Below are 25,287 nucleotides of genomic sequence, written 5' to 3'. Positions count from 1 at the left end.
CAGACACTGCGCCGCACGCATCGAGAACGGACAGATCCCGCTCACAAGCCCGGCCCGCAGCGCCCGGCCTCCAGCCCGTGACGACAGACCGCCGGCTCAGCCCGCCTTGGCGGCGCGCAACGCCTGTTGCTCGACCAGCGTCAGCGCCACGTTGTCGCGCAGGTAGGCCGGCTGTACCCGTTCCGGGGCGATGCCCTCACCGCGCAGCATCGCCGGCACGGCGATCTTCAGTACATCCGCGGCCCGCGGCAGGGCCTGCGCATCGACGCTGGACAGGCGCGACTGCAACCGCGTGGCCAGCACTCCCTCGCCGGCACCGAATCCGGTACCCACACCCGCCCAGACGCTATCGTCCCCGGGCAACCCATAGGCCTCCGGGGCGATCAGCCGTTCGCCGTCCTGCAGCTGCAAGACGCCATCGGCATCACGCCGATACCGCGCCGCATAGACCTCACCCATACGTGCATCGATGCAGGCCAGCACCTGCGGGGCGGCATCGCGCGCACGCAACGCCAGCGTTTCCAGCGTGGAAACCGGCAGCAGCGGGCAATCCAGCGCCAGTGCGATGCCTTGGGCGATGGCGATGCCCAGGCGCACGCCGGTGAATGCGCCCGGCCCACGGCTGAGCGCAATGCCATCGAGCTGGCTGCGGGCGATGCCGGCGTCGGCGAGCAATTGTTCGGCCCACGGCAGACTCAGCTCGGCATGTCGCCGCGGCGCGATTTCGAAACGCTCCAGCACCTGACCATCCACATGCAGGGCGACGGAACAGGCTTCGGTGGCGGTTTCAAAGGCGAGCAGCTTCATGGCATCAACATCAGGAAAGGGAGAACGGAGGCGCGGCGGTGCCATCATCGTCGACGGATGGCCCATAGGCTGCGTCCGGCGTCCATTGTCGCGCAAAGAACGCCTGCACATCGGCCAGCTCGCGGGTGCGGCGGAACGGCGGCAGTGAATCCAGGAACACCCGACCGTAGCCACGCGACAGCAGCCGGGGATCGCACAGCACCAGCACGCCGCGATCGGTCTCGCTGCGGATCAGCCGGCCCACGCCCTGCTTGAGTGCGATCACCGCCTGCGGCAACTGCTCGTCACGGAACGGATTGCCACCGTTGCGGCGGATCGCGTCCAGCCGCGCCTCGAACACCGGATCATCCGGCGCGGCGAACGGCAGCTTGTCGATGACCACCACACTCAGCGCATCGCCGCTCACATCCACGCCTTCGCGGAAACTGGCTGAGCCCAGCAGCACGCCGTTGCCGGACTCGCGGAAGCGCTGCAGCAGACTGGCGCGCGGCGCCTCGCCCTGCACGAACAGCGGCCACGGCCCGCCACGCAACGCATCGGCCGCTTCGCGCAAGGCATGGTGTGAGGCGAACAGCAGGAACGCCCTGCCCTGCGAGGCCTCCAGCACCGGCCGCAGGGTGGCGATCAGCGCCGCACCGTAACCGCGCGCCGCCGGATCCGGAAGCTGTCTGGGCAGATAGCACAGCGCCTGCTGCTGCCAGTCGAACGGGCTGGGTTGGATCAGCGAATCGGGATCCTCCAGCCCCAGACGGCGGGCCAGATGCACAAAATCTCCGCCCACGGTCAACGTGGCCGAGGTGAACACCCAGGCTGCCATCGAGCGCTGGCGGTGCTCGCGCAGCGGCCCGGAAACATCCATCGGCGTGCGCTGGCAACGGAACCCGCGCGGCGTCAGCTCATACCAGAGCACGTCGCTGTCATCGGCCGGCGCCGGCGCCTCCTCGGCGGGATCGGCGTCGAAATCGAACAGCGGCAGGTCCTCGCCCAGCCAGCGCGCCAGTCGCGAGACACCCTCCTGCGCACGCGCATGGCAGGCATCCAGACCCGGCGAGGCTTCGCGCACCAGCGCCAGCGCATCGCGCAACTGTGCCAAGGCCGCCGCCACTGCGTCGAAGCCGTCGGCGACATCCGGCTGCGCCAGCGCGCGCCAGCGGGTGCCGCGCTGCGGCAGCCCCTCCATCGCCCCGCGCAGCTCGCGCAAGGCCAGTTCCAGCGTCGCCACCGGCTGCTGCAAGGCGGCCTGCGCACCGGCGACGCTGCGGCACTCGGCCAGGCAGTCGCGCGCCAGTTCCTGCCACGGACGCATGCCGAAACCTTCGCCGAAGAAATTGGCCGCCAGCTCCGGCAGCTGGTGCGCCTCGTCGATCACGAACGCCTGCGCACCCGGCAGGATTTCACCGAAACCTTCCTGCTTGAGCGCCAGATCGGCCAGCAGCAGGTGGTGGTTGACCACCACCAGATCGGCTTCCTGCGCCCGCTGCCGCGCACGCACCACGAAGCAGTCGCTCCAGAACGGGCAGTCGGTGCCCAGGCAGTTGTCGACGGTGGAGGTGACCATCGGCAGCAGCGGCGAGTCATCGGCCAGCCCGTCCAGCTCGGCCATGTCGCCATATTGCGTGCGCCCGGACCAACTGAGGATCCGCTGGAACTGCGCCACCTGCTCGGGCGTGCTGAAGCGCGGCTCGCCACGCGCCTGGTCCAGCCGGTAGCGGCACAGGTAATTGGCCCGCCCCTTCAGCAACGCGGCGCGATGGCCCACGCCCAGCGCCGCGCGCACCCGCGGCAGATCGCGGTGGTAGAGCTGGTCCTGCAGCGCGCGGGTGCCGGTGGAGACGATGGTCTTCAGCCCGGACAGCAGCGCCGGCACCAGATAGGCGAAGGTCTTGCCGGTACCGGTGCCGGCCTCGGCCAGCAATACATCGCGCTGTTCGAACGCTTCGGCAATGGCGCCGGTCAGGCGCAGCTGCGCCGGGCGCGGCACGAACGCATCCAGCTGGCGGGCCAGATCACCGCCTGCATCGAGCGCCTGACAACTGCGGTGGACCAGATCGGACATGACGGACGCGCCTGCCGGTGACGGACTCCGGACACCCGGAAGCCGTGCCCGGATCAGTAGCGCTTGATCCCCGGCACGGTGCAGCCTTCGATCTGCGCATGCGCGGACACGGCATTCTCCTTTTCGGCACGGGCCAGCCGCGCCTGCTCGATCGTGGCCCAGTGACGGCGGCACAACGGCCCGGTGCGCGAGCCAAGGTCGACCGCGCGCCTGGCCAGCGTTTCCGCGCGCACCCAGTCGGCCTGCAGCAGGGCCACTTCGGCACGCTCCTGCAGGATGCCCGGATCGTTCTCGACCATGAGCAGCGCCTGGTTCAGCGCCTCGGCGGCGGCAGCCAAGTCACCGGCCTGACGCCGGGCGATGGCGGTTTCACGCAGATCATCCACCTGCGGATCACGCAGCGGCTGCACCGACAGCTCTTTGTCGTCGACACCGGCGATCGCCTCCACCGCCGCCAGCCGTTGTGCCGGAGTGGTGGTGTCGACCAGCGGGGGCGGTCCCGGTGGCGCACTGATACAGGCACTGAGCAGCAGGGAAGCGGCCGCAGCAGCCACCACGACACGGAGCGAAGGCAGGAATTTCATGGTCGGCATTATCGCGCAGGCGTCTGTGCTGCGGGGGCCGGCTCCGGTTCCTTGCGATCCAGCCCGAACCACCGCCGCCAGCCACCGCTTTCGCCCCCGCCGCCGTCGTCAGCCATCGACGGATCGATGGCGGGCGCACACGGCGCATAGGTTGGGGTGAAACCGGACACGAACGGGAACCGGCGCGCACCCGGGCAGCCCTCATCGGTCGTGCTGCTTCCCTCTGCCGCCACGTACTGCCAGTCCAGTCCCCTGCTGCTCACCCGCAACGGTGCGCTGGGCAGGTTGCGGAAGATGCCCGACCACACCCGCATCGCACCCGAGGCGCCGTACAGGCCGGTCTGCTCGTTCTGGTCGTTGCCCATCCAGATCACCGCCAGATGGTCGCCGGTATAGCCGGCGTACCAGCTGTCGCGGCCGTCGTTGGAGGTGCCGGTCTTGCCAGCCGGATGCAGCCGGCCCAGCCCGTCGGCGTTGAGCCCGGACGCGGTGCCGCTGGAGACCACCTGCTGCAGGCCGACGCTGATCAGGTTGGCGGCGATGGAGTCGCCTTCCTGGGCAGGTGCCGGACGCTTGTCGTAGCGCTTGAGCAGCTTGCCCTGCGCATCGACCACGCCGCGTACCGCGTGCAGCGGCTGGATCTCGCCACCGGAGGCGAGGAACTGGTACAGCTGCGCCATGCCGTACGGGCTCTGGTCGGTGGAGCCGAGGATCACCGACGGATTGGCCTCGGCCTTGAGCCCGGCCAGCACGTGGATCAGCTGGGTCAGCCGCTCCGGCCCGACCTGCATGCCCACCCGCACCGTGGCCTGGTTGTAGGAACGGGCCAGCGCATCGATCAGCCGCACCGTGCCGTGGCTGCGGTTGTCCGAATTGGCCGGGGTCCAGTTGCGGCCGCGGCCGAGCTTCACCGTCACCGGTGAGTCATCCACCCAGCTGGCCAGCGAGAACCGGTCCGGCTGGGCCAGTGCCAGCAGATAGACGAACGGCTTGAGCAGCGAGCCGACCGGCCGGTGTGCCTCGATCGCGCGATTGAAGCCGGGCTCGGCCACATCGCGACTGCCGACCACCGCCAGCACGTCACCGTTGTGCACGTCGGTAACCACCAGCCCGGTCTGCAGCTCGGGACGGCGCTTGTTTTCCAGCGACTTGATCGTGTGCGCAACCGCGCCTTCGGCATACGCCTGCGCGGAGGGCGACATGCCGGTGAACACGTTCAGGCCGGCGCCCTGCAGCACGCTTTCCGGGTAGTCGTTGCCCAGCTGGCGGCGTACCAGGTCAATGTAGGCGGGGAAACGGTTGGCCGCGACCAGCCCCGGCACCTTCGGCACGCCCAGCGGAGCGGCCAGCGCCCGCTGGTATTCGGCGTCATCGATCAAGCGGCTTTCATGCAGCTTGCCGAGCACGAAATTGCGACGGTCCAGCGCGCGCTCTGGATTGCGCCGCGGGTCGTAGTAGGACGGCCCTTTGACCAGACCGATCAGCAGCGCCACCTGCTCGCTGCTCAGTGCGTCCAGATCACGCCCGAACCAGAACTCCGCACCCGAGGCCACGCCGTGGATCGCCTGGCTGCCGCGCTGGCCCAGGTACACCTGGTTGAGGTAGGCCTCCAGGATGGTGGCCTTGTCGTAGCGCGCCTCCATGATCAGCGCGTACAGCACCTCGTTGAACTTGCGGGTGAGGGTCTGCTCCTTGCCGATTCCCAGCAGACCGCTGCGCGCCAGCTGCTGGGTCAGGGTGCTTGCCCCCTGCCGGCTCTTGCCGCCGGAGCGCACCATCACCCAGACCGCGCGCATGATGCCGCTGATGTCGATGCCGTGGTGACGGCTGAAGTCGCGATCCTCCACCGCCTGCAGGCCGGTGACCAGCAGTTCAGGCGCATCGGCCAGCCGCAGCAGGCGACGCTCCTCCTGCTTCTGGCCATAGAGCGTGGCGATACGCGCCGGATCCAGCCGCGCCGCTTTCAGCGCCTTGTCCTCGCCGGCATCGCGCAGCGAGGCCACCTGCCCGCCCGACAGCGCCAGGGTGATCCGCCGCGGGGCCACCCGCCCATCCACATCGATGTAGCCGCGGCTGGAAATGTGGAAACGCCCGCCTTCCTGCCGGTAGGTGCCGGGGCTGCGACCGGTCCCGTCATCACGGTAGGCCGAAGCGGCCAGCTCGGTCTTGAGCGTGCTGGCGTTCATCGCCAGTCCCGCGTTCAACACCAGCGGACGGGCGTAGACGCGCGTCGGAATCTGCCAGCGCAGCTCGCCGAACCGTTGCGTCACCTGGGTGTTCAGGTATGCGGTATAGGGAATCAGGAAGCCCAGTGCCAGCGCGATGGCCGCCAGCCCCCAAGTGATCAGTGGCCGGCGCCATGCCGGGCTGTTGCCGCCGGTATCGTCGTCCAGCTCGTCGGAATCGTAGCGTCGTGGCACGGGGATGCGAGAATGTAGGGTCAGGCGAGTCTAGCGCAGCCATGCATGGCGGCGCGGTGATGCGCTTTTTCCTGCTTAAGGTGGAGTTACAACGCAATGCCGATGTCCCTGGCCGACGCGCGCTATCACCTCAGACGCCTCACCGGCCTGATCCGCCGCGCCCTGGCCAGCCTGCGAACCCGTGGCTGGAAAGCCACGCTGCACCGCATCGGCGTCCACACCCGGCGGCAACCGGCGGCCCAGCGCGCGCCACTGTTCATGCCTGCGGCGGAGGACTTCGCGCCGTTTCCCGTGCCCGCCAGCGCACAGCCGGTCGCCAGCATCGTCATCCCGGTCTACAACCACTGCCGGCACACGCTGGCCTGCCTGCGCGCCCTGGCCGCGCATCCGCCGGCACACGCCTGCGAGATCATCGTGGTCGATGACGGCAGCAGCGACGACACCGGCGCGTGGATGCCGCAGATCGAAGGCCTGCGTTACCACGTGCGGGCGCAGAACGGCGGCTTCATCGCCGCCTGCAATGACGGCCTGCGCCTGAGTCGCGGGCAGTACGTGGTACTGCTGAACAACGATACGGTACCGCAACCGGGCTGGCTGGACGCCTTGCTGGACACCTTCCAGACCGTGCCCGAGGCCGGACTGGTCGGCGCGCAGCTGCTGTATCCGGATGGCCGCCTGCAGGAAGCCGGCGGCATTGTGTTCAACGATGCCAGCTGCTGGAGCTATGGCCGTTTCGAATCGGCCGAAGATCCCCGCTATTCCAGCCTGCGCGATACCGACTACTGCTCGGGCGCGGCGCTGGCCATTCCCCGTACGCTGTTCGAGCAGCTTGGCGGTCTGGATGCACGCTACGCCCCGGCCTACTACGAGGACACCGACCTCGCCTTCAAGGTGCGGGCGGCGGGTCATCGTGTGCTGGTGCAGCCGGCCAGCCACGTGGTGCATGACGAAGGCACCAGCAACGGCACCGATACCGGCAGCGGAGTCAAGGCGTACCAGGTGCGCAACCAGCAGGTATTCGCCGGGAAATGGCATGAAGCACTGGGCCGGCAGCTGCCGGTCGGCAGTGTGCCGTCACCGGCACTGTTGCACCGCCATCAGCGCCAGATCCTGATCCTTGACGAGGCCGTGCCGCAACCGGATCGCGACTCGGCTTCGCTGCGCCAGTTCAACCTGATCCGCATGCTGCTGGCCGGCGGCGCACATGTCGTGTTCGTCCCCACCCGCGGTGAACATGGCGGCGCCGCCACCGAGGCTCTGCAGGCGCTGGGGGTGGAGGTCTGGCATGCGCCGTTCCTCAAGGGTGTCGGCAACTGGCTGCAGGCCCACGGCCGCCGCTTCGCGGTGGTGATGATGGTGCGCTACCACCTTGCCAACGAGTGCCTGCCGCTGGTGAAGCGCTTCGCACCGCAGGCGCGCACGGTGTTCGACACGGTCGACCTGCACTACCTGCGCGAGCGCCGTGGCGCCGAACTGGCGCAGGACGCCGGCCTGCTGCGCAGTGCCGAACGCACCCGCGGCAGCGAGCTGGCGGTGATGGCCGCCACCGATGTGACCCTGCTGGTCAGCGCCGCGGAAAAACAGCAGTTGCAAACCGATGCGCCGCAGGTGGCGGTCGAGCTGGTCTCCAATCTGCACGAGGTCGCCGGCAAGGGCCGTCACTGGGCGCAGCGCCGCGATCTGGTGTTCGTCGGCGGCTTCCGCCATCCGCCGAACCTGGACGCGATGCAGTGGTTCATCGGCGAGGTGTTCCCGCTGATCCGCCAGCAGCTGCCCGATGTCGCGTTCCACTGCATCGGTGCCGATGTGCCCGAGCCGCTCCATGCACTGGCCGCCACCTGTCCCGGCGTCCACGTCCACGGCTATGTGCCGGACGTGGTGCCGTACATGGAAGGCGGTCGTATTTCCGTGGCGCCGCTGCGCTTTGGTGCCGGGGTGAAGGGCAAGATCAACCTCAGCATGGCGCACGGCCAGCCGGTGGTGGCCACGACCTGCGCGGTGGAAGGCATGCACCTGCAGGACGGCATGGATGTGCTGGTGGCCGACGATGCACCCGCCTTCGCCGCGGCGGTGGTCCGCCTGTATACCGACCAGAGGCTGTGGGAGCGGCTGTCCGGCAACAGCCTGCACAACATCGCACAGCACTTTTCAATGGGGGCGGCCCGCGACAGCGTCGCCCGCGTGTTCCTGCACTGAGGTCCCGGCCCGGCAACGATCAGCGCAGTGCCTGCACGCTGTCCAGGCGCTCGCTGAAAGCGGCGATCTCCGGCGTGGCCGCATCGATCTGGCGGGCCTGGTGCAGGGCCTGCGCAGCGAAGCCGGTATCGCCACCGCCCAGCCGCTCACTGCCGACCGCGATCCAGCGCTGGGCCAGCCGGCGGCGCGCCATGGCCAGTCCCGCATCCCCCGGTGCCAGCGCCTGCCATGCGTCCAGGCAGGTGCGGGCCGCACGCAACCGGTTACCGCGCAGGTTGTCCTCCAGACAGCTGCGGGCGGCAGGCAGAATCCGTGCGGCCGCACGCTGTACCCGCGCATCCTGCGGCGCCAGCGCCTGCGCCGCCTTGAAGTGGTCATAGGCGCTGTTGCCCGGCGGCAGCAGCCACTGCCCCTGCACCTCGGCCTGCTCCATCTTCGCCAACAGTGCCCGTACCTGCTGCTCACGCTGCGCGGCGGGCACGACGGAATCCATCGACTGCTGTGCGGCCTTCGCCCGCGCCAGCACCTGTTCGGCAGCAACGATTTCCGCCATTTCCGGTGCGAGCACACGCGCCTGCTGCAGTGCCTTCGCGGCCTCGGCGAAATGGAAGTCGCGCGCCAGCCGCACCGCTTCTGCCGCCTGCGCACGCGCAACGCGCTGCAGATCCAGTTGCGCGGCCTCGTCAGCGGGTGATGCCGCCAGCACCTCCTGCAAGCCGGTCGTCGCCGCCTGCAGTCGTCCTCGCGCCAGATCCCGCTCGGCCGCACGACGGCGCTGCTCCAGCGCCGCGCTCAGCCGTGCACGAGCATCGGGCAGGTCGTAATGCCCAGGATCAAACGCCTCCACCCGCTGCAATTGCCGGGCGGCCTGCTGCAGCCGGCCTTGCGCGGCGAGCCGCCTGGCATGCAGCAGCAGGTCGGAAAGCGCATCCTCGCGCCCTTCCAGCGCCTGCATCTGCTCCGGCTGCAACGCCAGCACCTGCTGGTACAGCGGCAGTGCGCTGTCCGGTCCGTCATCCAGCCGCCCCTGCCGCTGCGCCGCCTGCGCCTGCTGCAACAGCTGTTCGATGCCACCGGCCTGGTGTTCGGCACGCCGCAGCTCGGCGGCGAGCGCGGCGATCCCTGCCTGCGGCATCTGCAGCTGTCGCGCCAGTCCGAGCGCGGCACGGGCCGCTTCATGGTTGCCGGCGGCCAGCTGCTGGCGGGCCTGCCGCAACGCCGCCTCGCCTGTACGCACCCGTGCGTCCTGGATGTCGCGGCGATCCGGATCCAGTGCCGCCGCCGCCTCGAACCGTTCCCGCGCACCGCTGCCATCGGCATCGCTGAGCCGGCCTTCACGCAGTGCCTGTTCCCCCTGCTCCAGCAACTGCTGGATCCGCGTATCCGGCCACAACCAGTCGGCCAGCGGCTGCCGCACGACACTCAGGGCCAGTGCCAGCAACACGATTGCGCCTCCGATCCAGCACCAGGCCCGCCGGCTGTGCCAGCCACGGGCGACCCACCAGCGCAGGTACAGTTTTCCCCTGCCGCCGAGATCACACAGCCACTTCCCGCAGCGCTGCCAGACAGATTCCATCCGCGCAGCTTAGCGGCTCAGGCCTGCATCAACCCAGGCGCCGCGCCTCCTCCACGCCCGGCAGCGCATCCAGCTTGCCCAGCAGGGTGGACAGCTGGCCGTAGTCGCTGACCTTCAGGTGCAGGCGCAGTTGCACGCTGCCGCTGTCACGCACGTTGTCGCTGTTGATGTTGAGCACATAGGCATCCTCCTGCGCGATCAGGTTGGTGATGTCCTTGAGCAGCCAGCGGCGGTCGACGCCCCGCACCAGCACATCGACCTCGTAACCCGAACCGGCGCGTCCCCACTCCACCGGCAATATCCGCTCCGGGTGTACGGCCGACAGCCGCGTCAGCGCCGCACAATCCACCCGGTGCACGGTGACGCCACGGGTCTGGGTGAGATAGCCGGCAATCGGCTCGCCGGCCACCGGCTGGCAGCAGCGCGCCAGCTGCACCAGCAGGTTGCCCACGCCCTGCACGGTGAAGTCGGATTTGCCAAGGCCGTCGCGTCGCGCGGTGGGTCGCGGCATCACCGGCTGTGCCGGCTGCGACAACGCCCGCTCGGCCTCCAGCAGCGCGCGGCTGACCTGGCTCGGCCCGGTGTCGCCCAGCGCCACCTGGATGTAGAGGTCATCCACGCTGTCGGCATGGAATTTCTTCGCGGCCACCATCAGGTCGGCCTGCTGCAGGCCCAGGCGCTTGAGCTCGCGGTCGAGCAGTTCGCGTCCGGCCTGCACATTGCGCGCCCGGTCGAGCTTGTGGAACCAGCCGCGCACCTTCTCGCGCGAGCGGTTGCTGGCCAGGTAGCCGTTGGCCGCCAGCAGCCAGTCGCGGCGTGGATCGGCTTCCTTGCCGGTCAGGATCTCGACGCGGTCGCCACTGCGCAGCCGGTAGGTCAGCGGCACGATGCGGCCGTTGACCTTGGCGCCACGGCAACGGTGCCCGACCATGGTGTGGATCTGGTAGGCGAAATCCAGCGGCGTGGCACCGGCCGGCAGGTCCAGCACCTCGCCCTTGGGAGTGAGTGCGTAGACGCGGTCCTCCACCAGCTCGGCATCCAGCGCACCGGCCAGATCCTCCGGATTGGCCGCATCCTGCGCCTGCTCCAGCAGCTGCCGCATCCAGGTGATCTTGCGGTCGAACGCCTTCTCCGCGCCCTTGCCGCCTTCCTTGTATTTCCAGTGCGCGGCCACGCCCAGCTCGGCCTGCGCGTGCATTTCATGGGTGCGGATCTGTACTTCGATGGTGCGCCCTTCCGGGCCGAGCACCGCCGTATGCAGCGAGCGGTAATCGTTGGCCTTGGGGCGGGCGATGTAGTCGTCGAACTCGCTCGGGATCGGCGTCCACAGCGCATGCACCACGCCGAGCGTGGCGTAACAGGCACCGACATCGTCGACCATCACCCGCACCGCGCGCAGGTCGTACAGTTGCTCGAAGGCGAGCTGCTTTTTCTGCATCTTGCGCCAGATGCTGTAGATGTGTTTCGGCCGGCCGCTGACTTCGCCGCGGATGCCCTGCTCGGCCAGCGCCGCCGACAGTTTCTTTTTCACCGCCTCCACGTAGTGCTCGCGGGCCATGCGGGTTTCATCGACCTCGCGGGCGATGTGCCGGTAGGTGTCCGGTTCGAGGAAGCGGAACGCCAGATCCTCCAGCTCCCACTTCAACTGCCAGATACCCAGCCGGTTGGCCAAGGGCGCGTGGATGTCGCGGGTCAGCTGCGCCAGCGCGCGCCGTTGCCCGTCATCCAGACGACTGGCCGCGCGCATGCAGGCCAACTGCCGTGCCAGCAGGATCGGCACCACACGCAGGTCGTGGATGATCGACAGCAGCAGCCGTCGCAATCCCTCGCTGTTGCGCCCGGCATCACGGCCGGCGTGCAGCGCCCACACCTGGTCGGCAGCATCCTGGCCTTCCAGCAAACCATTCACCGCCGGTGCAAGCGCTCCCAGCGGCAGCTCCGGCAGGCGTACGCGCAGCCCCGGCAGGTCGAACAGCAGCGCGGCCACGATCACCGCCTCGTCAGCGGACAGCAGCGCCAAGGCATCGAGCGTGTCAGCCAACACCGGCCACGGCTGCGAGGGTTCGCTGATGGTTCCGGACTGATGCCAGGCATCCAGCAGGGCCTGCCGCAGCGGTGCGGCCAGCGCACTGGTGGAGGGGCGTTGCAACAGCGCATCCAGGCCGGAAGGGGAGGGACGGTTCACAGCAGTCAATCGCGGGCGGTTGCCCCTACACTAGCGCCCAACCCTCTCCGGGAACAATCATCCATGAAGCTGCCACGCCTGCCCCTTCTGTTCGCCGCCACCGCGCTTTCGCTGCTGCCGCTGCAGCAGGCACATGCCCAGCGCGCGCTGCAGGGCGACCTGCAACAACAGATGTCCACCGAGGAATTCACCGCCGCCGGCCTGCACAAGCTTGATGCCGGGGAGCTGCGCGCACTCAACGACTGGCTGCAGGGCAAGGTTGAACAGGCCACTACCTCGGCGCTGGAAAGCGCCCGCGAGGAAGGCCGCCAGGAAGTGATCGTGAAGAACCGCGGCTTCCTTTCGTTCGGTTCGAACGAGCCGATCCAGGCCGGGCTTGAAGGCGAGTTCCGCGGTTTCGCCAAGGGCCGCCAGTACACGCTGGACAATGGCCAGGTGTGGGAACAGACCGACACTGCCAGCGTCAGCGGTGTGCGCAAACAGGCGCCGCAGGTCAGGATCACTCCCGGGCTGATGAACGTGTGGTACCTGCAGGTGGATGGCCTCAACACCCGCGCCAAGGTCCAGCGCATCAAGTGATGCCGTCATGACACCTGTTGCCCCGTCATTCTCCCTGTCCTTGATCGACTTCCGGAGTCCGTTGACCGCCATGCCCGTATTCGTGCTGACGTTGTTGTTGCTCCTGCTGCCCGCCAGCGCGGCCGCACAGGTTTACAAGTGCAAGGGGAAGTCCGGGGAAACCGCTTATTCCGAGCACCCGTGCGATGCCAACGCGCAGCCGATGAAGCTGCGCGATGAGCCGTCAGGCGGCACTGCCGCGCCCGCCATCGCCAGCGGTGCCGAAGCACTCAGCGAGCCGTCCCCCCACAGCGACTCCAGCGCCGCCCGCGATGATGAAAGCGCCCGTGCCGCCGAACGTACCTGCATCGCCACCGCCACCGCATCGGTCTATGGCCCGTCCAATGACCGGGTCGGCAACCTGCAGCAGCAGCTGTCCGCCTTGAACGAGCAGTTGGCCGCCACCGCCGACCCGCAGCGCTCGCAGGCCCTGCGCGCGCGCATGGGCACCCTGCGCCAGGCGATCACCCGCGAACATGCCGCCGCCCACACGCAGATGAATACCGCGCGCCGCCGCTGTATCGAACAGCACCGCCCGGCTTCCTGAAACAGGGTCGGGCGCCGCTGGTATCCGGCCGGGCTATCGACCCGGCATCACCGGCGCTACGGACTTCAGCGACACCCCATCCTATTTCTGCAAGGCCGCGACCCGCTGCGCCAGTTTTTTCGGCGAGACGCCCGCACGGAAACCCAGCTCCTGCGCGAACAGTGACACCCGCAGTTCTTCGATATCCCAGCGCAACGCCGACCACTCCGGGAGGTCGGCACGACCTTGCGCGCGGGCGTCATCCAGGGCATCGATGAAGGGCTTGAGCTCCAGCATCCGCGCCTGGTCGCGCGGCGGATCACGCTTGGCCCGCTCGGCGCGCAGGATCATCGCCTTCAGGTAGCGCGGGAACTGCGCCAGCGCATCGGCCGGCGTCTGCCGCAGGAAACCGGCATGCACCAGCCCGGACAGCTGCGCCTCCATGTCATCAAGGTTGCCGCGTGCCCAGCCCATCAACGGGGCTTCCAGCTGCGGCTTCAGTTCGGCCACCAGGCCCAGGATGGATTCGGCCAGCTTCAGCCGTTCCATCGCCTCGCCGAACAGCCGCTTGGCGGCATCGGCCCGGCGCAGCTCGAAGGTGTCCGGCGAACGGATCTCGCCCAGCCCTTCGGCCAGCACCGCGTTCATCGCCGCATCGACCAGGTCGCCGCGCAGGCGCTCCTGTGATTCGATCGCCGCATACAGCAGGCCGGTCTTGGGCGATACCGGCAACTGCTTACGGGCCTGCTTGTGCTTGTCGGCCAGCACGATTTCCAGCAGCCGCCGCACGCCCTGTGGATGCGCGCGCCGGGCTTCCTTGTGATCGGCGAAGATGCGCAGCGCGGCCGCGTCACCGGTATCCACCAGCGCCGGCCAGGCGGGCACCCCGGCCTCGCCCGGTACCTGCTCGGGGATGGCAGCGGACGGGAATTCGCGCAGGTTTTCAGCGGCCAACGCCTTGCCCGCACGCGCCGCAAACGCACTGCCGGCGCGCTCGCCGAAACGTGCGCGCAGCGCATCCAGATCACGCGACATCGCCAGCAACCTGCCCTTGTCATCGCCCAGCCGCAGGTTCATGCGCAGGTGCGGCTCCAGCGCATCCACCTCGAAATCCGTGGCCGCCACGGACGCACCGGTGGTCTTGCTCAGGAACCGCGCCAGTTCGCCGCGGATGTCATCGGCCGACGGCTGTGCCCACGCCTCGAAAAACGCGCGGCCGAAATCCGGTGCCGGCACATAGTTGCGGCGCATCGCCTTGGGCAGGCTGCGGATCAGCGCGGCAGCCTTGTCGGCGACAAAACCGGGCGCCAGCCATGACAGCCGCGCCGGGTCCAGCGCGTTGAGCAGATGCAGCGGCACATCCAGGGTCACGCCGTCGTCCTCGGCGCCGGGCTCGAAGCGGTAGTGCATCGCCAGCCGTGCATCACCCAGCGGGAAGTATCTGGGATAGCGATCCTGTTCGCTGCCTTCGCCCGGCAGCAGGTCGGTCAATGACCACAGCAGGCTGCGGCGCTGCTCCGGTGCCAGCGCCTTCCACCAGCCATCGAGCAGGTTGGCCGAGTGGATATGCGAGGGCACCCGGTCCAGGTACCAGCGCGCCTGCCAGTCCTCATCGGAAACGATGCCGGCGCGACGCAGCTTGGCTTCCTCCTCGCGTGCCTGTTCCAGCACCTTCAGGTTGTCGGCGACAAAACCGGCGCGGGTGTTGATCTCGCCGGTCACCAGCGCCTGCCGCACGAAGATGTCATGCGCTTCGCCGGGGTTGATCTTGCCGTAGTGCACCGGTTTTTTCGGCGCCAGCACCAGCCCGAACAGGCTGATCTGCTCCGATGCCAGCACCTGTCCCTGCGCCCGCGACCAGTGCGGGTCGAAGTGCTTGCGGGCCAGCAGATGCGGCAGCTCGGCGATCACCCAGTCCGGCTCGATGGACGCGTTGGTCAGGCCCCACACGCGCTGGGTATCCAGCAACGTGGCACTGAGCACCCACGGCGGTGGCTTTTTTGCCAGCACCGAGCCGGGGAACAGGTGGAAGCGGCGCTGCCGCGGCGCCTGGAAATCCCCCTTGTCGGTGCGATGGCCCACCTGCGTCGGCAGACCGGCGAGGATGGCGCGGTGCAAGGCCTGATAGGCGGCGACACGCACCTTGTCGGGGATGGAGAAACCGGGGTCAGCGTCGATTTTTCCTCGGGGAGAAACCGACTCTGACCCCGATTTTTTACCCTCACGCGCCAGCCGTGCAGCCCGATGCTGTTCGCCACGGGTCGCCTTGCGCCTGGCCTCGGCATCGCCGCCGGCCGGCAGGGCTGCCGGTGCCGACAACAGCGCCTTGCCGAAGTCCTCACCCGGATTGGTGTCCCACCCCAGCTCTTCGCACAGCAGCCGCAACTGGCGGTGCAGTTCGCGCCATTCGCGCATGCGCAGGAAGCCGAGGAAATGCCGCCCGCACCAGTCGCGCAATTTGGACTGGGTGAGGTCTTCGTGGGCGACGCGATAGGCCTCCCACAGGCGCAGGATGCCGATGAATTCCGAACGCCCGTCGGCAAACAGCGCGTGCGCGTTGTCGGCGGCCTCACGGGCGTCCGGCGGGCGTTCGCGCGGGTCCTGGATACCCAGGAAAGCGGCGATCACCAGCATCTCGCGCAGGCAGCCGCCCTTCTGTGCGGCCACCAGCATGCGCGCCAGCTTCACATCCACCGGCAAGCGCGCCATCTGCCGGCCGATGGCGGTGAGCTTGCGCGTGCCTTCGATGGCGCCCAGCTCGGCCAGCTGCTGCCAGCCATCGGCCACGGCACGTTCATCCGGCGCCTCAAGGAACGGGAATTCATCGATCTGCCCCAGTCCCAGCTGCAGCATGCGCAGGATCACTCCCGACAGCGAGGAGCGGCGGATTTCCGGATCGGTGAACTCCGGGCGCGACTGGAAATCGGCCTCCGAATACAGCCGGTAACAGATGCCCTCGGCAATACGGCCGCAGCGGCCCTTGCGCTGGTTGGCGCTGGCCTGCGACACCGGCTCGATATGCAGCCGGTCCAGCTTCTGCCGAGAGCTGTAGCGCTTCACGCGCGCATAGCCCGGATCGATGACGTACCGGATACGCGGCACCGTCAGCGACGTTTCGGCCACGTTGGTGGTCAACACCACGCGCCGTTTCGGCCCCGGGTTGAACACCCGGTCCTGGTCCTTGGCCGAGAGCCGCGCGTACAGCGGCAGCACCTCGGTTTCACGGTATTTGCGTCGTTCCAGCGCCTGGTGGGTGTCGCGGATCTCGCGCTCACCGGGCAGGAACACCAGTACATCGCCTCGCGGATCGGCGCGGGTGATTTCATCCATGGCCGCGACGATCGCCGACACCGGATCGCCATCGCCCTCCTCACGCCTGCCGCGCCCGCCGGCATCGGCCGGCGGTGTGGAAACCGACTCTGACCCCGGTTTTTCATCCGGGGGTCGATAACGCACCTCCACCGGATAGGTGCGGCCTTCGACATTCACCACCGGCGCGTTGTCGAAATGCCGCGAGAAGCGTTCGGTGTCGATGGTCGCCGAGGTGACGATCAGCTTCAGGTCCGGGCGCTTGCGCAGCAGCTGCTTCAGGTAGCCCAGCAGGAAGTCGATATTGAGGCTGCGCTCATGCGCCTCGTCGATGATCAGCGTGTCGTAACGCGACAGCCAGCGATCGGAGGCGATCTCGGCCAGCAGGATGCCGTCGGTCATGAACTTGATACGGCTGTCCTCACCCACCTTGTCGGTGAAGCGCACCTGGAAGCCAACCACCGAACCGAGCTCGGTGCCCAGTTCCTCGGCCACGCGCGTGGCCACGGCGCGGGCGGCGATGCGGCGCGGCTGGGTGCAGCCGATCATGCCGGCCTCGCCACGCCCGGCGGCCAGGCACAGCTTGGGCAGCTGCGTGGTTTTGCCCGAACCGGTTTCACCGGCGATCACCACCACCTGGTGTTCACGGATCAATCCGGTGATCTGCGCTGCTTCACGCGCGATCGGCAGCGCCTCGTCCATGCTGATGGCGATATTTTGCGCGGCACGTTGCCGGCGCTGGTCGGCCGAACGCTCCAGCAGCTGCGCGAACGCCTGTTCGGCGGCGGCATCGTCCGGCTTGCCCTGCCAGCGTGACAACGAGCCCAACAGGCGCCCACGGTCACGGCTCATTGCCGTATCAACGGCCTTGCGGGCGGCACGCAGGCGCGCAGCGGTGTCTTTTTCGATAGCGCTCATCAATGGACAGACGTGAAAACTTGAATGGCAGTTGTTACACAAGTGTGGGTATTGTGACGTCATAACCCAATCATCAGGAGGAACCGCGCATGGCCAAGAGCAAAACCACCGACAAGAGCAAGACCGATACGCCGAAACAGACGGCAACCCCGGCGCCGATGCCCGAGTCCAGCGGCAAGGACAAGAGCAGCAAGGCCAAGAGCAATCAGGGCAAGAACGAACAGGGCAAGAGCGGCAAGCAGAAGCTGGCCGCCGCCGCACCGTCGGTCGCAGGCGTCGATATCGGCATCAAGGACAGCGAGCGCAAGAAGATCGCCGATGGCCTGTCGCACTTCCTCGCCGATGCCTACACCCTGTATCTGAAGACCCACAACTTCCACTGGAATGTGACCGGGTCGATGTTCAATTCGCTGCACACCATGTTCGAGGCGCAGTACACCGAACAGTGGACCGCACTGGATGGGATCGCCGAGCGCATCCGCGCCCTGGGCTTCAATGCCCCCGGCTCCTACCGCGAATTCGCGGCACTGACCTCCATCGCCGAGGAACCGGGCCTGAGCGACAGCCCCGACTGGCGTGAGATGGTGCGCCAGCTGCTGACCGGCAACGAGGCGGTATGCCGCACCGCCCGCAACGTGCTGGACATCGCCGACGACGCCGACGACGCTCCCACCGAGGACCTGCTGACCCAGCGCCTGCAGACCCACGAGAAATACGCCTGGATGCTGCGCTCGCTGTTGCAGTAAACCTGCGGGCGTCCGCCCTGCGGTTTTCCAGGGTTCCGCACGCGGAACCCTGGACCCTGCTTCATCCGCCTGCCAGAGCCCCCATATCCAACGGGGCCCTGGCCCCGGCAGATACACTGCAAACACCGCTCCGTCGGCTTTGATGCCGGCCTTCCCTGTCGTTGTGCACGACTTTTGCGGCAGCCGGTTCCGGGGCGCGGGTATCCTATACGGCATGTCTTCCCCCGCCCATGACCTGCTGAAACGCGTTTTCGGCTACGACGACTTCCGCGGCCCGCAGCAGGCCATCATCGAGCACGTTGCCGCCGGCAACGATGCGCTGGTGTTGATGCCCACCGGCGGGGGCAAGTCGCTGTGCTACCAGGTGCCTTCCTTGCTGCGCGAGGGCACCGGCATCGTCATCTCGCCGCTGATCGCGCTGATGCAGGACCAGGTGGAAGCGCTGCGGCAGCTGGGCGTACGCGCCGAATTCCTGAACTCCACGCTGGATGCGGAAACCGCCGCGCGGGTGGAGCGCGAGCTGCTTTCCGGTGAACTGGAGCTGCTCTATGTGGCGCCCGAACGGCTGCTGACCGGACGCTTCCTGTCCCTGCTGGAGCGCAGCCGGATCGCGCTGTTCGCCATCGACGAGGCGCATTGTGTCTCGCAGTGGGGCCATGACTTCCGCCCCGAGTACCGCCAGCTCACCGTGTTGCACGAACGCTGGCCGCAGGTGCCGCGCCTGGCGCTGACCGCCACCGCCGATCCACCGACCCAGCGCGAGATCGCCGAGCGGCTGGACCTGGGCACCGCGCGCCATTTCGTCAGCTCCTTCGACCGCCCCAATATCCGCTACACCGTGGTGCAGAAGGACAATGCCAGGCGGCAGCTGCTGGACTTCCTCAAGCTCCACCGTGACGAGGCCGGCATCATCTATTGCATGTCGCGGCGCAAGGTCGAGGAAACCGCCGAATTCCTGTGCCGCGAAGGCATCAATGCCCTGCCCTACCACGCCGGCATGCCGGCCGAGGTGCGCGCCGCCAACCAGCGCCGTTTCCTGCATGAGGACGGCATCGTGATGTGCGCCACCATCGCCTTCGGCATGGGTATCGACAAGCCCGATGTGCGGTTTGTCGCGCACACCGACCTGCCCAAATCGATGGAAGGCTACTATCAGGAAACCGGCCGCGCCGGTCGTGATGGCGAGCCTGCCGAAGCCTGGCTGTGCTACGGCCTTGGCGATGTGGTGCTGCTCAAGCAGATGATCGAGCAGGGCGAGGCCGGCGAGGAGCGCAAGCAGCTGGAGCGCGCCAAGCTCGACCACCTGCTCGGCTACTGCGAATCGATGCAATGCCGGCGTCAGGTGCTGCTGGCCGGTTTCGGCGAAACCTATCCAGGCCCCTGCGGCAACTGCGACAACTGCCTCACTCCGCCCGACGCCTGGGATGCCACCGTGCCTGCGCAGAAGGCGTTGAGCTGCGTCTACCGCAGTGGCCAGCGTTTCGGTGTGGGCCATCTGATCGACATCCTGCGCGGCAGCGACAACGAACGCCTGCGCCAGCTCGGCCATGACCAACTCAGCACCTATGGCATCGGCAAGGACCTGGACGCACGCAGCTGGCGCGGCGTGTTCCGGCAACTGGTCGCCGCCAGCCTGCTGGAAGTGGACCCGGAAGCCCATGGCGGGCTGCGCCTGACCGATGCCAGCCGCGACGTGCTCAAGGGTCGCCGACAGATGATGATGCGCCGCGAAAGCCCTTCCAGCCGCGAGCGTGAACGCGGCACGCCACGCAGCGGTGTGCCGGTGCAGCCGCAGGATCTGGCGCTGTTCCAGGCCCTGCGCGGGCTGCGCGCAGCGCTGGCCAAGGAGCAGAACGTGCCGGCCTTCGTGATCTTCCACGACAGCACCCTGCGCAACATCGCCGAACAGCGCCCGACCAGCGTGGCCGCACTGGGCCGCGTCGGCGGGATCGGTGGCAGCAAACTTGCCCGCTATGGCGAGCAGCTGGTGGAGATCGTGCGCGAGCAGGGGTGAGCGTCGCGGCAACCGTCCTCCATCGGCTCAGCTGCCGTTGGCCGGCAGGCTACGACGTGCCAGCAACAGCAGGCCTTCCAGCCTGCGCCGGTCCGGCGCATCGGCCAGCAGCAGCCGCTTGAGCAACGGCGCCGCCTGCTGCAATTCCTCCAGCGCCAGCTGCGGGTGTTCGAATCTGAGCAGCGTCTCGGCCAACTGCAGCCGGCAATACGCGGTTTCCAGCTTGTCGTCGCCATAGCGTGAACGGGCGAACCGCAACGCGGTACGACGCAATGCCAGCGCCGCCGCTCCTTCCATGCGGCGCTCGGCCAGATCACCACGCACCTTCAGCAGCGGCAGTTCGAAGCCCGCCGGCATCTGCGCCGGCAGGCCGGCCAGCAGCACCTGCGCCCGTTCCACGTCGTTCTGCAGGATATGCCAGTGGATCCGGTACAGCCGCGCCTCCACACGTCCCGGCGCATCCACCGGCAACGCCGCCTCCAGTCCCGCATCCGCATGGGCCAGCAACCGGCCGGCCTCGCCCATGCGACCATCGCCCATCAACAGTTTTCCCAGCGTGACTTCGGCACGCAGGCTGGTCGGCGACTCGGCGCCCAGCTGTTTCTTGCGCAATTCCCACGCCTGGCGGTACATCTGTTCGGCCTGCGCGATATCACCACGCGCCTCATGCAGACCGGCGTAGTTGAGCAGGCCCATCGAATAGTCGACCGAGTCCTCGCCGTGGAGCAGCGCACTGAGGTGCTGCCGTTGCCGGTACTGCGCATCGGCGGCGACATGGTCCCCCGAATCGCGGTACAGATCGGCCAGCGCGTCATGCTGGATCAGCACAAAACTGCTTTCCGCACCGTAAAGATCGATGGCATGGCGCAGCCCCGAGCGTGCCAGCGGCAAGGCACGGTCGAACTTGCCCTGTTCACGCAGGATCTGCGTCAAGCGGACTTCCGAGGCCAGCGCCAGGCTGGTACGGCGGCCATGCAAGCCGGCCAGCACCTTGCGGAACTCGGCTTCGGCCGACTCCAGCCGGCCCCGGCGCAGGTACATCAGCCCGCGCTGGTACGCCAGGTCATGCAGGGCGACATCCACATCCTTGCCCGGAAGCGCCTCGTACAGCCGCACCGCGCGCTCGAACGCCGCCTCGGCGTTGTCGAACTGCTGCTGGTTGGTATGCGCCAGCGCCTTGGCCACCTGCAGCCGTGCATGGGTCTCCGACGTTTTATTCCGGTCAAGCAGCGCCAACCCGCGTTCGGCCATTTCCAGCCCGACCACGCCATTGCCGTCATTTGTTTTCTGGATGGAAAGGCTTGCCAGCACAGCGGCCGCATCGCCGAGACGGCTCCCTCCTTCCTGCAGGAAGCCCTCATAGGCCTGCTGCAACAGATGTTCGGCCTGGGCCGAAGCGCCCGAGTTCTGGTAAGCCACGCCGAGGGTCGCACGCATGCGCGCCAGTTGCGCCGGTGCGTCCTCCAGATCCCGCGACACCCGCAGCGCGGCCCGGTCGAGCAGTTGCCGCGAGGTCAGCTCCTCATCGCCGCGCTCGGTACGCAGGAACGGATCGGCGGTTTCAAAGACACCTATCATGAAATCCGTCATCTGCCGGGCGATGGCCGCATCCTCGCGTGCCTGCTGCCGGGTATGCACCAGACTGCTGACAAACGCGACAAGCACCGACAACGCCCCCACTCCCAGCGCAGTGGCCCGCCAGTTGCGGCGCAGCCCCTTGCGCAGCACATGCAACCGCTCCTTTTCGCGGGTGACGATCGGCTGGTGCTCCAGGTAGCGGCGCACGTCGGCGATGAGTGCTTCCACCGAGCGGTAACGCCGATCCACCTCAAGCGCACAGGCGCGCGCGGCGATCGCATCCAGATCCCCCGCCAGCAACCTCTTCCAACGCAGCTGTCCGGGCGCATGCTGGCTGGGCAGCACCACAGGCACATCGATATCCTGCTCCGTACGCACGCAACTGCGCGTGGTGAGCAGCTCGACCAGCATCACGCCGAGGCTGTAGACATCGCTGGCCGCGACCACCGCCGCGCCGCGCATCAACTCCGGGCTGGCATAGGTCGGCGTGCAGTAGCCCGAATCCTGCTTCGTGCGGGCATCGTTGAGCACCCGCGCCAAGCCGAAATCCAGCAGCACCGGCTGTCCATCGGCCATCACCAGCACGTTGCTGGGCTTGAGGTCGCAGTGCAGCACCAGCCGCTCGTGTGCGGCCTGCACGATCGCGGCGATTTCCAGAAACAGGTGCAGACGCTGGAACAGGTCCAGATTGCGTGCCGCGCAATACCTGTCCAGCGACTCGCCGTCGATGTACTCCATCACCAGATAGGGATGCCCTTCCGGCGTGGTGCCGCCGTCGTACAGGCGCGCCACATGCGGCAACTGCAGGTCCGCCAGCACCTGGCGTTCGGCGGCAAGACGATCAACCTCGGTGGTGCCCGGCAGGCCATGCAGCAGCTTGATCGCAACCGTGCGCTGGTAGACCCCGTCCGCCCGTTCCGCCTTGAACACGGTGCCCATGCCGCCCCGGGCAATACGCCGGGTCAGCCGCCAGGGACCGAGCCGGTCACCCACACCGAACTCCGGAGTCATCGCCTGTGCCAGGGCCACATCCAGCCGGGTGGCCACCTTGCTCAGCCCAACGGTCTGCGCGCGCAACAGCTCGAACACTTCCTCCACAACATCGGCGTCCTGGCAACGCTGTGCCAACGCTGGCCGCCATTGCTCACGCGGCAGATCGCAGACTTCATCGAACAGCCCGCGTACCCGCGCCCAGCGCCCGGTGTTTACCCCCCTGTCTTCGCCGGCGGGCATCAGAGCAGTTGCCGGTTCAACCAGGCCCGGGCAAAACGCAGGTCACGATCCACCGTCGGTGCGGAGATTCCCAGTACCAGGGCGATCTCATCGCGGCTCATGCCACCGAAATACGTCAGTTCGATGGTGCTCGCCGCACGCGGCTCCAGTTCGGAAAGCCGGTTCAAGGCCTGATGCAGGGCCAGCACGTCATAGCCGATGCCCGCCTCATCCACCGCGTTTTCGGCATGCGAAAGAGTCAGCTGCTCGGCATTGCCACCGCGTTTGTCCGCCCCCCGCGCGCGCAGGTGATCCACCAGCACCGAGCGCATTTTCAGCGCCGCCACCGCGATGAAATGGGTGCGGTCGTTGTAATCGACGTCCGTTCCCAGCAGACGGAGCAGGGATTCGTTGACCAGCACGGCCGGCTGCAATGTCCCGCCCGTGTGATTGACCAGGCGATTGCGGGCGATGAGCATCAGGTCGGCATACAGCGCCTCGAACAGATGCTCGCGCGCCTGCAGGTCTCCCTGTTGCCAGCGGTGCAGCAGCTGCGTGATTTGCTCGCTCAAAGTTTTCCCGCCCCCCCGGATTCAGCCGACGATGGTAGAGCCGCCGCCGGACACTGCCAACCGGTGCCTGATGGATCATGACGCTGCCCGATCCGGGCCGCACACCAGACAAGCATATGCCTACCCGCGCCCCCGTGGCCTCCAGCGCGGCGACAGGGACAGTGGCAGACGCCGGCCCTGCTCATGTTCCGTCACCCTCATCCGCTGAATGCCACACTTGCTTTTCCGGCAATTTCGCGAAACAAGGTGAAGATTCGGATTTTTGCGTTAGAATGCGCACCCGGCAAATCGCCGGATGTTGCATGGGCCGTTAGCTCAGTCGGTAGAGCAGAAGACTTTTAATCTTTTGGTCGATGGTTCGAATCCATCACGGCCCACCAGCATCGCTGAAAAGCAGCCACCGGCACCCCAAAGTGCCCTGATGCGCATTCCGCGTCACCTCTCTACGCAATGACGAAAACGACGGCCGCAGCGGTGCGCTGGCGTCTGCCGTTTTGTCCTGTCTGCACATATCAACGCGGCTGCGACGTTACCGCTTGATGCCTGCTCGTTTTCACGCCCCGCCTGCGGACAGGGCGTGAAACATCTCCGCCGCCGTCAGCGCAACTCGATGCCGATCGCCGCTGCCGCATCCCGCGCGATCGCCCGCGCCTGTTCCACATCGGTCGCGCGCGCCAGCGTCACGCCAACCCGGCGCTGACCTTCCACCACCGGCTTGCCGAACAGGCGCAACGCCGAATCCGGGTGGATCAGCGCTTCGGCCACCTTGCTGAAGAACGGCACGCCATGACCCTGCGCCAGCATCGCGCACGAAGCCGACGGGCCGTGGTGGCGGATCAGTGGAATCGGCAGGCCGAGAATGGCCCGCGCATGCAGCGCAAACTCGCTCAGCTCCTGCGACACCAGCGTCACCAGGCCGGTGTCGTGCGGACGCGGTGACACCTCGCTGAACCACACCTCATCCTTCTTCACGAACAGCTCGACGCCAAATACCCCCCAGCCGCCGAGGTCGTCGGTGATCGCACGCGCCACTGCCTGCGCGCGCTCCAGTGCGATGGCCGACATCGCCTGTGGCTGCCAGCTCTCGCGGTAGTCGCCGTCCTTCTGCAGGTGGCCGACCGGATCGCAGAACGCGGTACCACCGGCGTGGCGCACGGTCAGCAGGGTGATCTCGTAGTCGAAATCGATGAAGCCCTCGACGATGCAGCGCCCGGCGCCGGCACGACCACCGGTCTGCGCGTACTCCCAGGCCGGACCGATGTCGGCTTCGCTGCGCAGCGTGCTCTGGCCCTTGCCCGAGGACGACATCAGCGGTTTGACCACGCACGGCAGGCCGATCGCCGCCACCGCGTCGCGGTATTCGGCTTCGGTATCGACAAAACGATAGGGCGAGGTCGGCAGGCCCAGGGTTTCGGCGGCCAGCCGGCGGATGCCTTCACGGTCCATGGTCAGGCGCGCGGCGCGGGCGGTCGGGATCACCCGCAGGCCCTGCTCGGCTTCCAGCCGCACCAGGGTTTCGGTGTGGATGGCCTCGATCTCCGGCACCACCAGATGCGGCTGCTCCAGCGCGATCAGTGCCGCCAGCGCGTCCGGATCGAGCATGTCGATGACATGGCTGCGGTGCGCCACCTGCATGGCCGGCGCGTTGGCGTAGCGGTCGGCGGCGATGACTTCCACCCCGAACCGCTGCAGCTCGATGGCCACTTCCTTGCCCAGTTCGCCCGAGCCGAGCAGCAGGACGCGGGTGGCGGACGGGGACAGCGGGGTACCGAGGGTGATCATCAGGCAGTTCCGGGCGGGCGCGAAAGAGGATGCACATTCTAGGCAAGCCGGCGACTGCCGGGGATGCGCACCCGCCCCGCCATGCCGGTTCCGCATATCCGGCACTTTCCTGCGGCGGACACGGGCCGGGCGGCAGGCGGCGGGAGCGCCTTCCAGACCCTATTGCATGTTGATATCAATTTGATATC

The 25,287-nt window shown here is 67.7% G+C and carries 15 protein-coding genes and 1 tRNA gene; 6 read left to right on the top strand and 10 right to left on the bottom strand.

Features of this window, described 5'->3' with window-relative positions; all coding sequences use genetic code 11:
* Positions 1-96 precede the first annotated feature (96 nt).
* The 4 genes from tsaB to mrcB are packed head-to-tail and all read right to left on the bottom strand — an operon-like array spanning position 97 to position 5,867.
* On the bottom strand, positions 97-807 hold the full coding sequence (gene tsaB / locus ACSBPQ_RS04150) for a tRNA (adenosine(37)-N6)-threonylcarbamoyltransferase complex dimerization subunit type 1 TsaB (RefSeq protein WP_442683798.1): 711 nt from the start codon (positions 805-807) through the stop codon (positions 97-99).
* 10 nt (positions 808-817) lie between these two features.
* Positions 818-2,863, bottom strand: a complete 2,046-nt coding sequence (locus ACSBPQ_RS04145; RefSeq protein ID WP_442683797.1) for an ATP-dependent DNA helicase — start codon at positions 2,861-2,863, stop codon at positions 818-820.
* A gap of 53 nt (positions 2,864-2,916) precedes the next feature.
* A complete protein-coding gene (locus ACSBPQ_RS04140; protein WP_442683796.1) occupies positions 2,917-3,447 on the bottom strand; it encodes a hypothetical protein in 531 nt (176 codons plus the stop codon).
* A gap of 8 nt (positions 3,448-3,455) precedes the next feature.
* Positions 3,456-5,867: a penicillin-binding protein 1B gene (mrcB, locus tag ACSBPQ_RS04135; RefSeq protein ID WP_442683795.1), complete on the bottom strand. Its 2,412-nt coding sequence runs from the start codon at positions 5,865-5,867 to the stop codon at positions 3,456-3,458.
* A 96-nt stretch (positions 5,868-5,963) separates the two neighbouring features.
* Here mrcB and ACSBPQ_RS04130 point away from each other — a divergent pair, with 96 nt between their 5' ends.
* Positions 5,964-8,063 (top strand): glycosyltransferase, encoded by a 2,100-nt coding sequence (locus ACSBPQ_RS04130; RefSeq protein ID WP_442683794.1) that lies wholly within the window; start codon positions 5,964-5,966, stop codon positions 8,061-8,063.
* Between the two features lie 19 nt (positions 8,064-8,082).
* Here the strand turns inward: ACSBPQ_RS04130 and ACSBPQ_RS04125 are convergent, their stop codons facing one another.
* Together ACSBPQ_RS04125 and ACSBPQ_RS04120 are read right to left on the bottom strand one after the other, a co-directional pair.
* Positions 8,083-9,639, bottom strand: coding sequence for a hypothetical protein (locus tag ACSBPQ_RS04125; RefSeq protein WP_442683793.1), 1,557 nt, complete (start codon positions 9,637-9,639; stop codon positions 8,083-8,085).
* Between the two features lie 28 nt (positions 9,640-9,667).
* Complete coding sequence (locus ACSBPQ_RS04120) at positions 9,668-11,824, bottom strand: RelA/SpoT family protein (RefSeq protein ID WP_442683792.1); 2,157 nt, start codon at positions 11,822-11,824, stop codon at positions 9,668-9,670.
* Between the two features lie 63 nt (positions 11,825-11,887).
* Here ACSBPQ_RS04120 and ACSBPQ_RS04115 point away from each other — a divergent pair, with 63 nt between their 5' ends.
* Both ACSBPQ_RS04115 and ACSBPQ_RS04110 read left to right on the top strand, forming a co-directional pair.
* Entirely contained in the window at positions 11,888-12,403 is a 516-nt protein-coding gene (locus ACSBPQ_RS04115; protein ID WP_442683791.1) for a hypothetical protein, read from the top strand.
* 70 nt (positions 12,404-12,473) lie between these two features.
* The gene (locus tag ACSBPQ_RS04110) at positions 12,474-12,989 is read left to right on the top strand and encodes a DUF4124 domain-containing protein (RefSeq protein ID WP_442684505.1); all 516 of its coding nucleotides are present in this window, start codon (positions 12,474-12,476) and stop codon (positions 12,987-12,989) included.
* Between the two features lie 81 nt (positions 12,990-13,070).
* On the opposite strand, the gene hrpA is transcribed toward ACSBPQ_RS04110, so the two are convergent.
* On the bottom strand, positions 13,071-17,195 hold the full coding sequence (hrpA, locus tag ACSBPQ_RS04105) for an ATP-dependent RNA helicase HrpA (protein WP_442683790.1): 4,125 nt from the start codon (positions 17,193-17,195) through the stop codon (positions 13,071-13,073).
* Positions 17,196-17,353: 158 nt separating this feature from the next.
* Here hrpA and ACSBPQ_RS04100 point away from each other — a divergent pair, with 158 nt between their 5' ends.
* On the top strand, positions 17,354-17,941 hold the full coding sequence (locus ACSBPQ_RS04100; protein WP_442684504.1) for a Dps family protein: 588 nt from the start codon (positions 17,354-17,356) through the stop codon (positions 17,939-17,941).
* 214 nt (positions 17,942-18,155) lie between these two features.
* Entirely contained in the window at positions 18,156-19,955 is a 1,800-nt protein-coding gene (gene recQ / locus ACSBPQ_RS04095) for a DNA helicase RecQ (protein ID WP_442683789.1), read from the top strand.
* Positions 19,956-19,982: 27 nt separating this feature from the next.
* Here recQ and ACSBPQ_RS04090 read toward each other — a convergent pair whose 3' ends face one another.
* Positions 19,983-22,766: a protein kinase domain-containing protein gene (locus ACSBPQ_RS04090; RefSeq protein WP_442683788.1), complete on the bottom strand. Its 2,784-nt coding sequence runs from the start codon at positions 22,764-22,766 to the stop codon at positions 19,983-19,985.
* Positions 22,766-23,317 (bottom strand): ECF-type sigma factor, encoded by a 552-nt coding sequence (locus ACSBPQ_RS04085; protein ID WP_442683787.1) that lies wholly within the window; start codon positions 23,315-23,317, stop codon positions 22,766-22,768. The genes ACSBPQ_RS04090 and ACSBPQ_RS04085 overlap by 1 nt, the downstream gene beginning before the upstream one ends.
* A gap of 304 nt (positions 23,318-23,621) precedes the next feature.
* Between ACSBPQ_RS04085 and ACSBPQ_RS04080 the strand changes: the two genes are divergently transcribed.
* Positions 23,622-23,697 (top strand) — tRNA-Lys (locus tag ACSBPQ_RS04080).
* 217 nt (positions 23,698-23,914) lie between these two features.
* Here the strand turns inward: ACSBPQ_RS04080 and purT are convergent.
* Positions 23,915-25,099: a formate-dependent phosphoribosylglycinamide formyltransferase gene (gene purT, locus ACSBPQ_RS04075; protein WP_442683786.1), complete on the bottom strand. Its 1,185-nt coding sequence runs from the start codon at positions 25,097-25,099 to the stop codon at positions 23,915-23,917.
* Positions 25,100-25,287 lie beyond the last annotated feature (188 nt).

Origin of the sequence: Stenotrophomonas sp. JC08, from assembly GCF_052180205.1 — a bacterium.
In the GTDB taxonomy this organism is placed as follows: domain Bacteria; phylum Pseudomonadota; class Gammaproteobacteria; order Xanthomonadales; family Xanthomonadaceae; genus Stenotrophomonas.
The sequence above is the reverse complement of the archived record's forward strand: the minus strand, read 5'-3'. Positions and strand labels throughout refer to the sequence as shown.

Bases quoted from the DNA above. Each gene is read 5' to 3' on its own strand.
- tsaB (WP_442683798.1), bottom strand. From the start codon at position 807: ATGAAGCTGCTCGCCTTTGAAACCGCCACCGAAGCCTGTTCCGTCGCC.
- hrpA (WP_442683790.1), bottom strand. From the start codon at position 17,195: ATGAGCGCTATCGAAAAAGACACCGCTGCGCGCCTGCGTGCCGCCCGC.
- ACSBPQ_RS04140 (WP_442683796.1), bottom strand. From the start codon at position 3,447: ATGAAATTCCTGCCTTCGCTCCGTGTCGTGGTGGCTGCTGCGGCCGCT.
- ACSBPQ_RS04115 (WP_442683791.1), top strand. From the start codon at position 11,888: ATGAAGCTGCCACGCCTGCCCCTTCTGTTCGCCGCCACCGCGCTTTCG.
- ACSBPQ_RS04090 (WP_442683788.1), bottom strand. From the start codon at position 22,766: ATGCCCGCCGGCGAAGACAGGGGGGTAAACACCGGGCGCTGGGCGCGG.
- ACSBPQ_RS04125 (WP_442683793.1), bottom strand. From the start codon at position 9,639: ATGGAATCTGTCTGGCAGCGCTGCGGGAAGTGGCTGTGTGATCTCGGC.
- recQ (WP_442683789.1), top strand. From the start codon at position 18,156: ATGTCTTCCCCCGCCCATGACCTGCTGAAACGCGTTTTCGGCTACGAC.
- ACSBPQ_RS04145 (WP_442683797.1), bottom strand. From the start codon at position 2,863: ATGTCCGATCTGGTCCACCGCAGTTGTCAGGCGCTCGATGCAGGCGGT.
- ACSBPQ_RS04100 (WP_442684504.1), top strand. From the start codon at position 17,354: ATGCCCGAGTCCAGCGGCAAGGACAAGAGCAGCAAGGCCAAGAGCAAT.
- ACSBPQ_RS04130 (WP_442683794.1), top strand. From the start codon at position 5,964: ATGCCGATGTCCCTGGCCGACGCGCGCTATCACCTCAGACGCCTCACC.
- purT (WP_442683786.1), bottom strand. From the start codon at position 25,099: ATGATCACCCTCGGTACCCCGCTGTCCCCGTCCGCCACCCGCGTCCTG.
- ACSBPQ_RS04110 (WP_442684505.1), top strand. From the start codon at position 12,474: ATGCCCGTATTCGTGCTGACGTTGTTGTTGCTCCTGCTGCCCGCCAGC.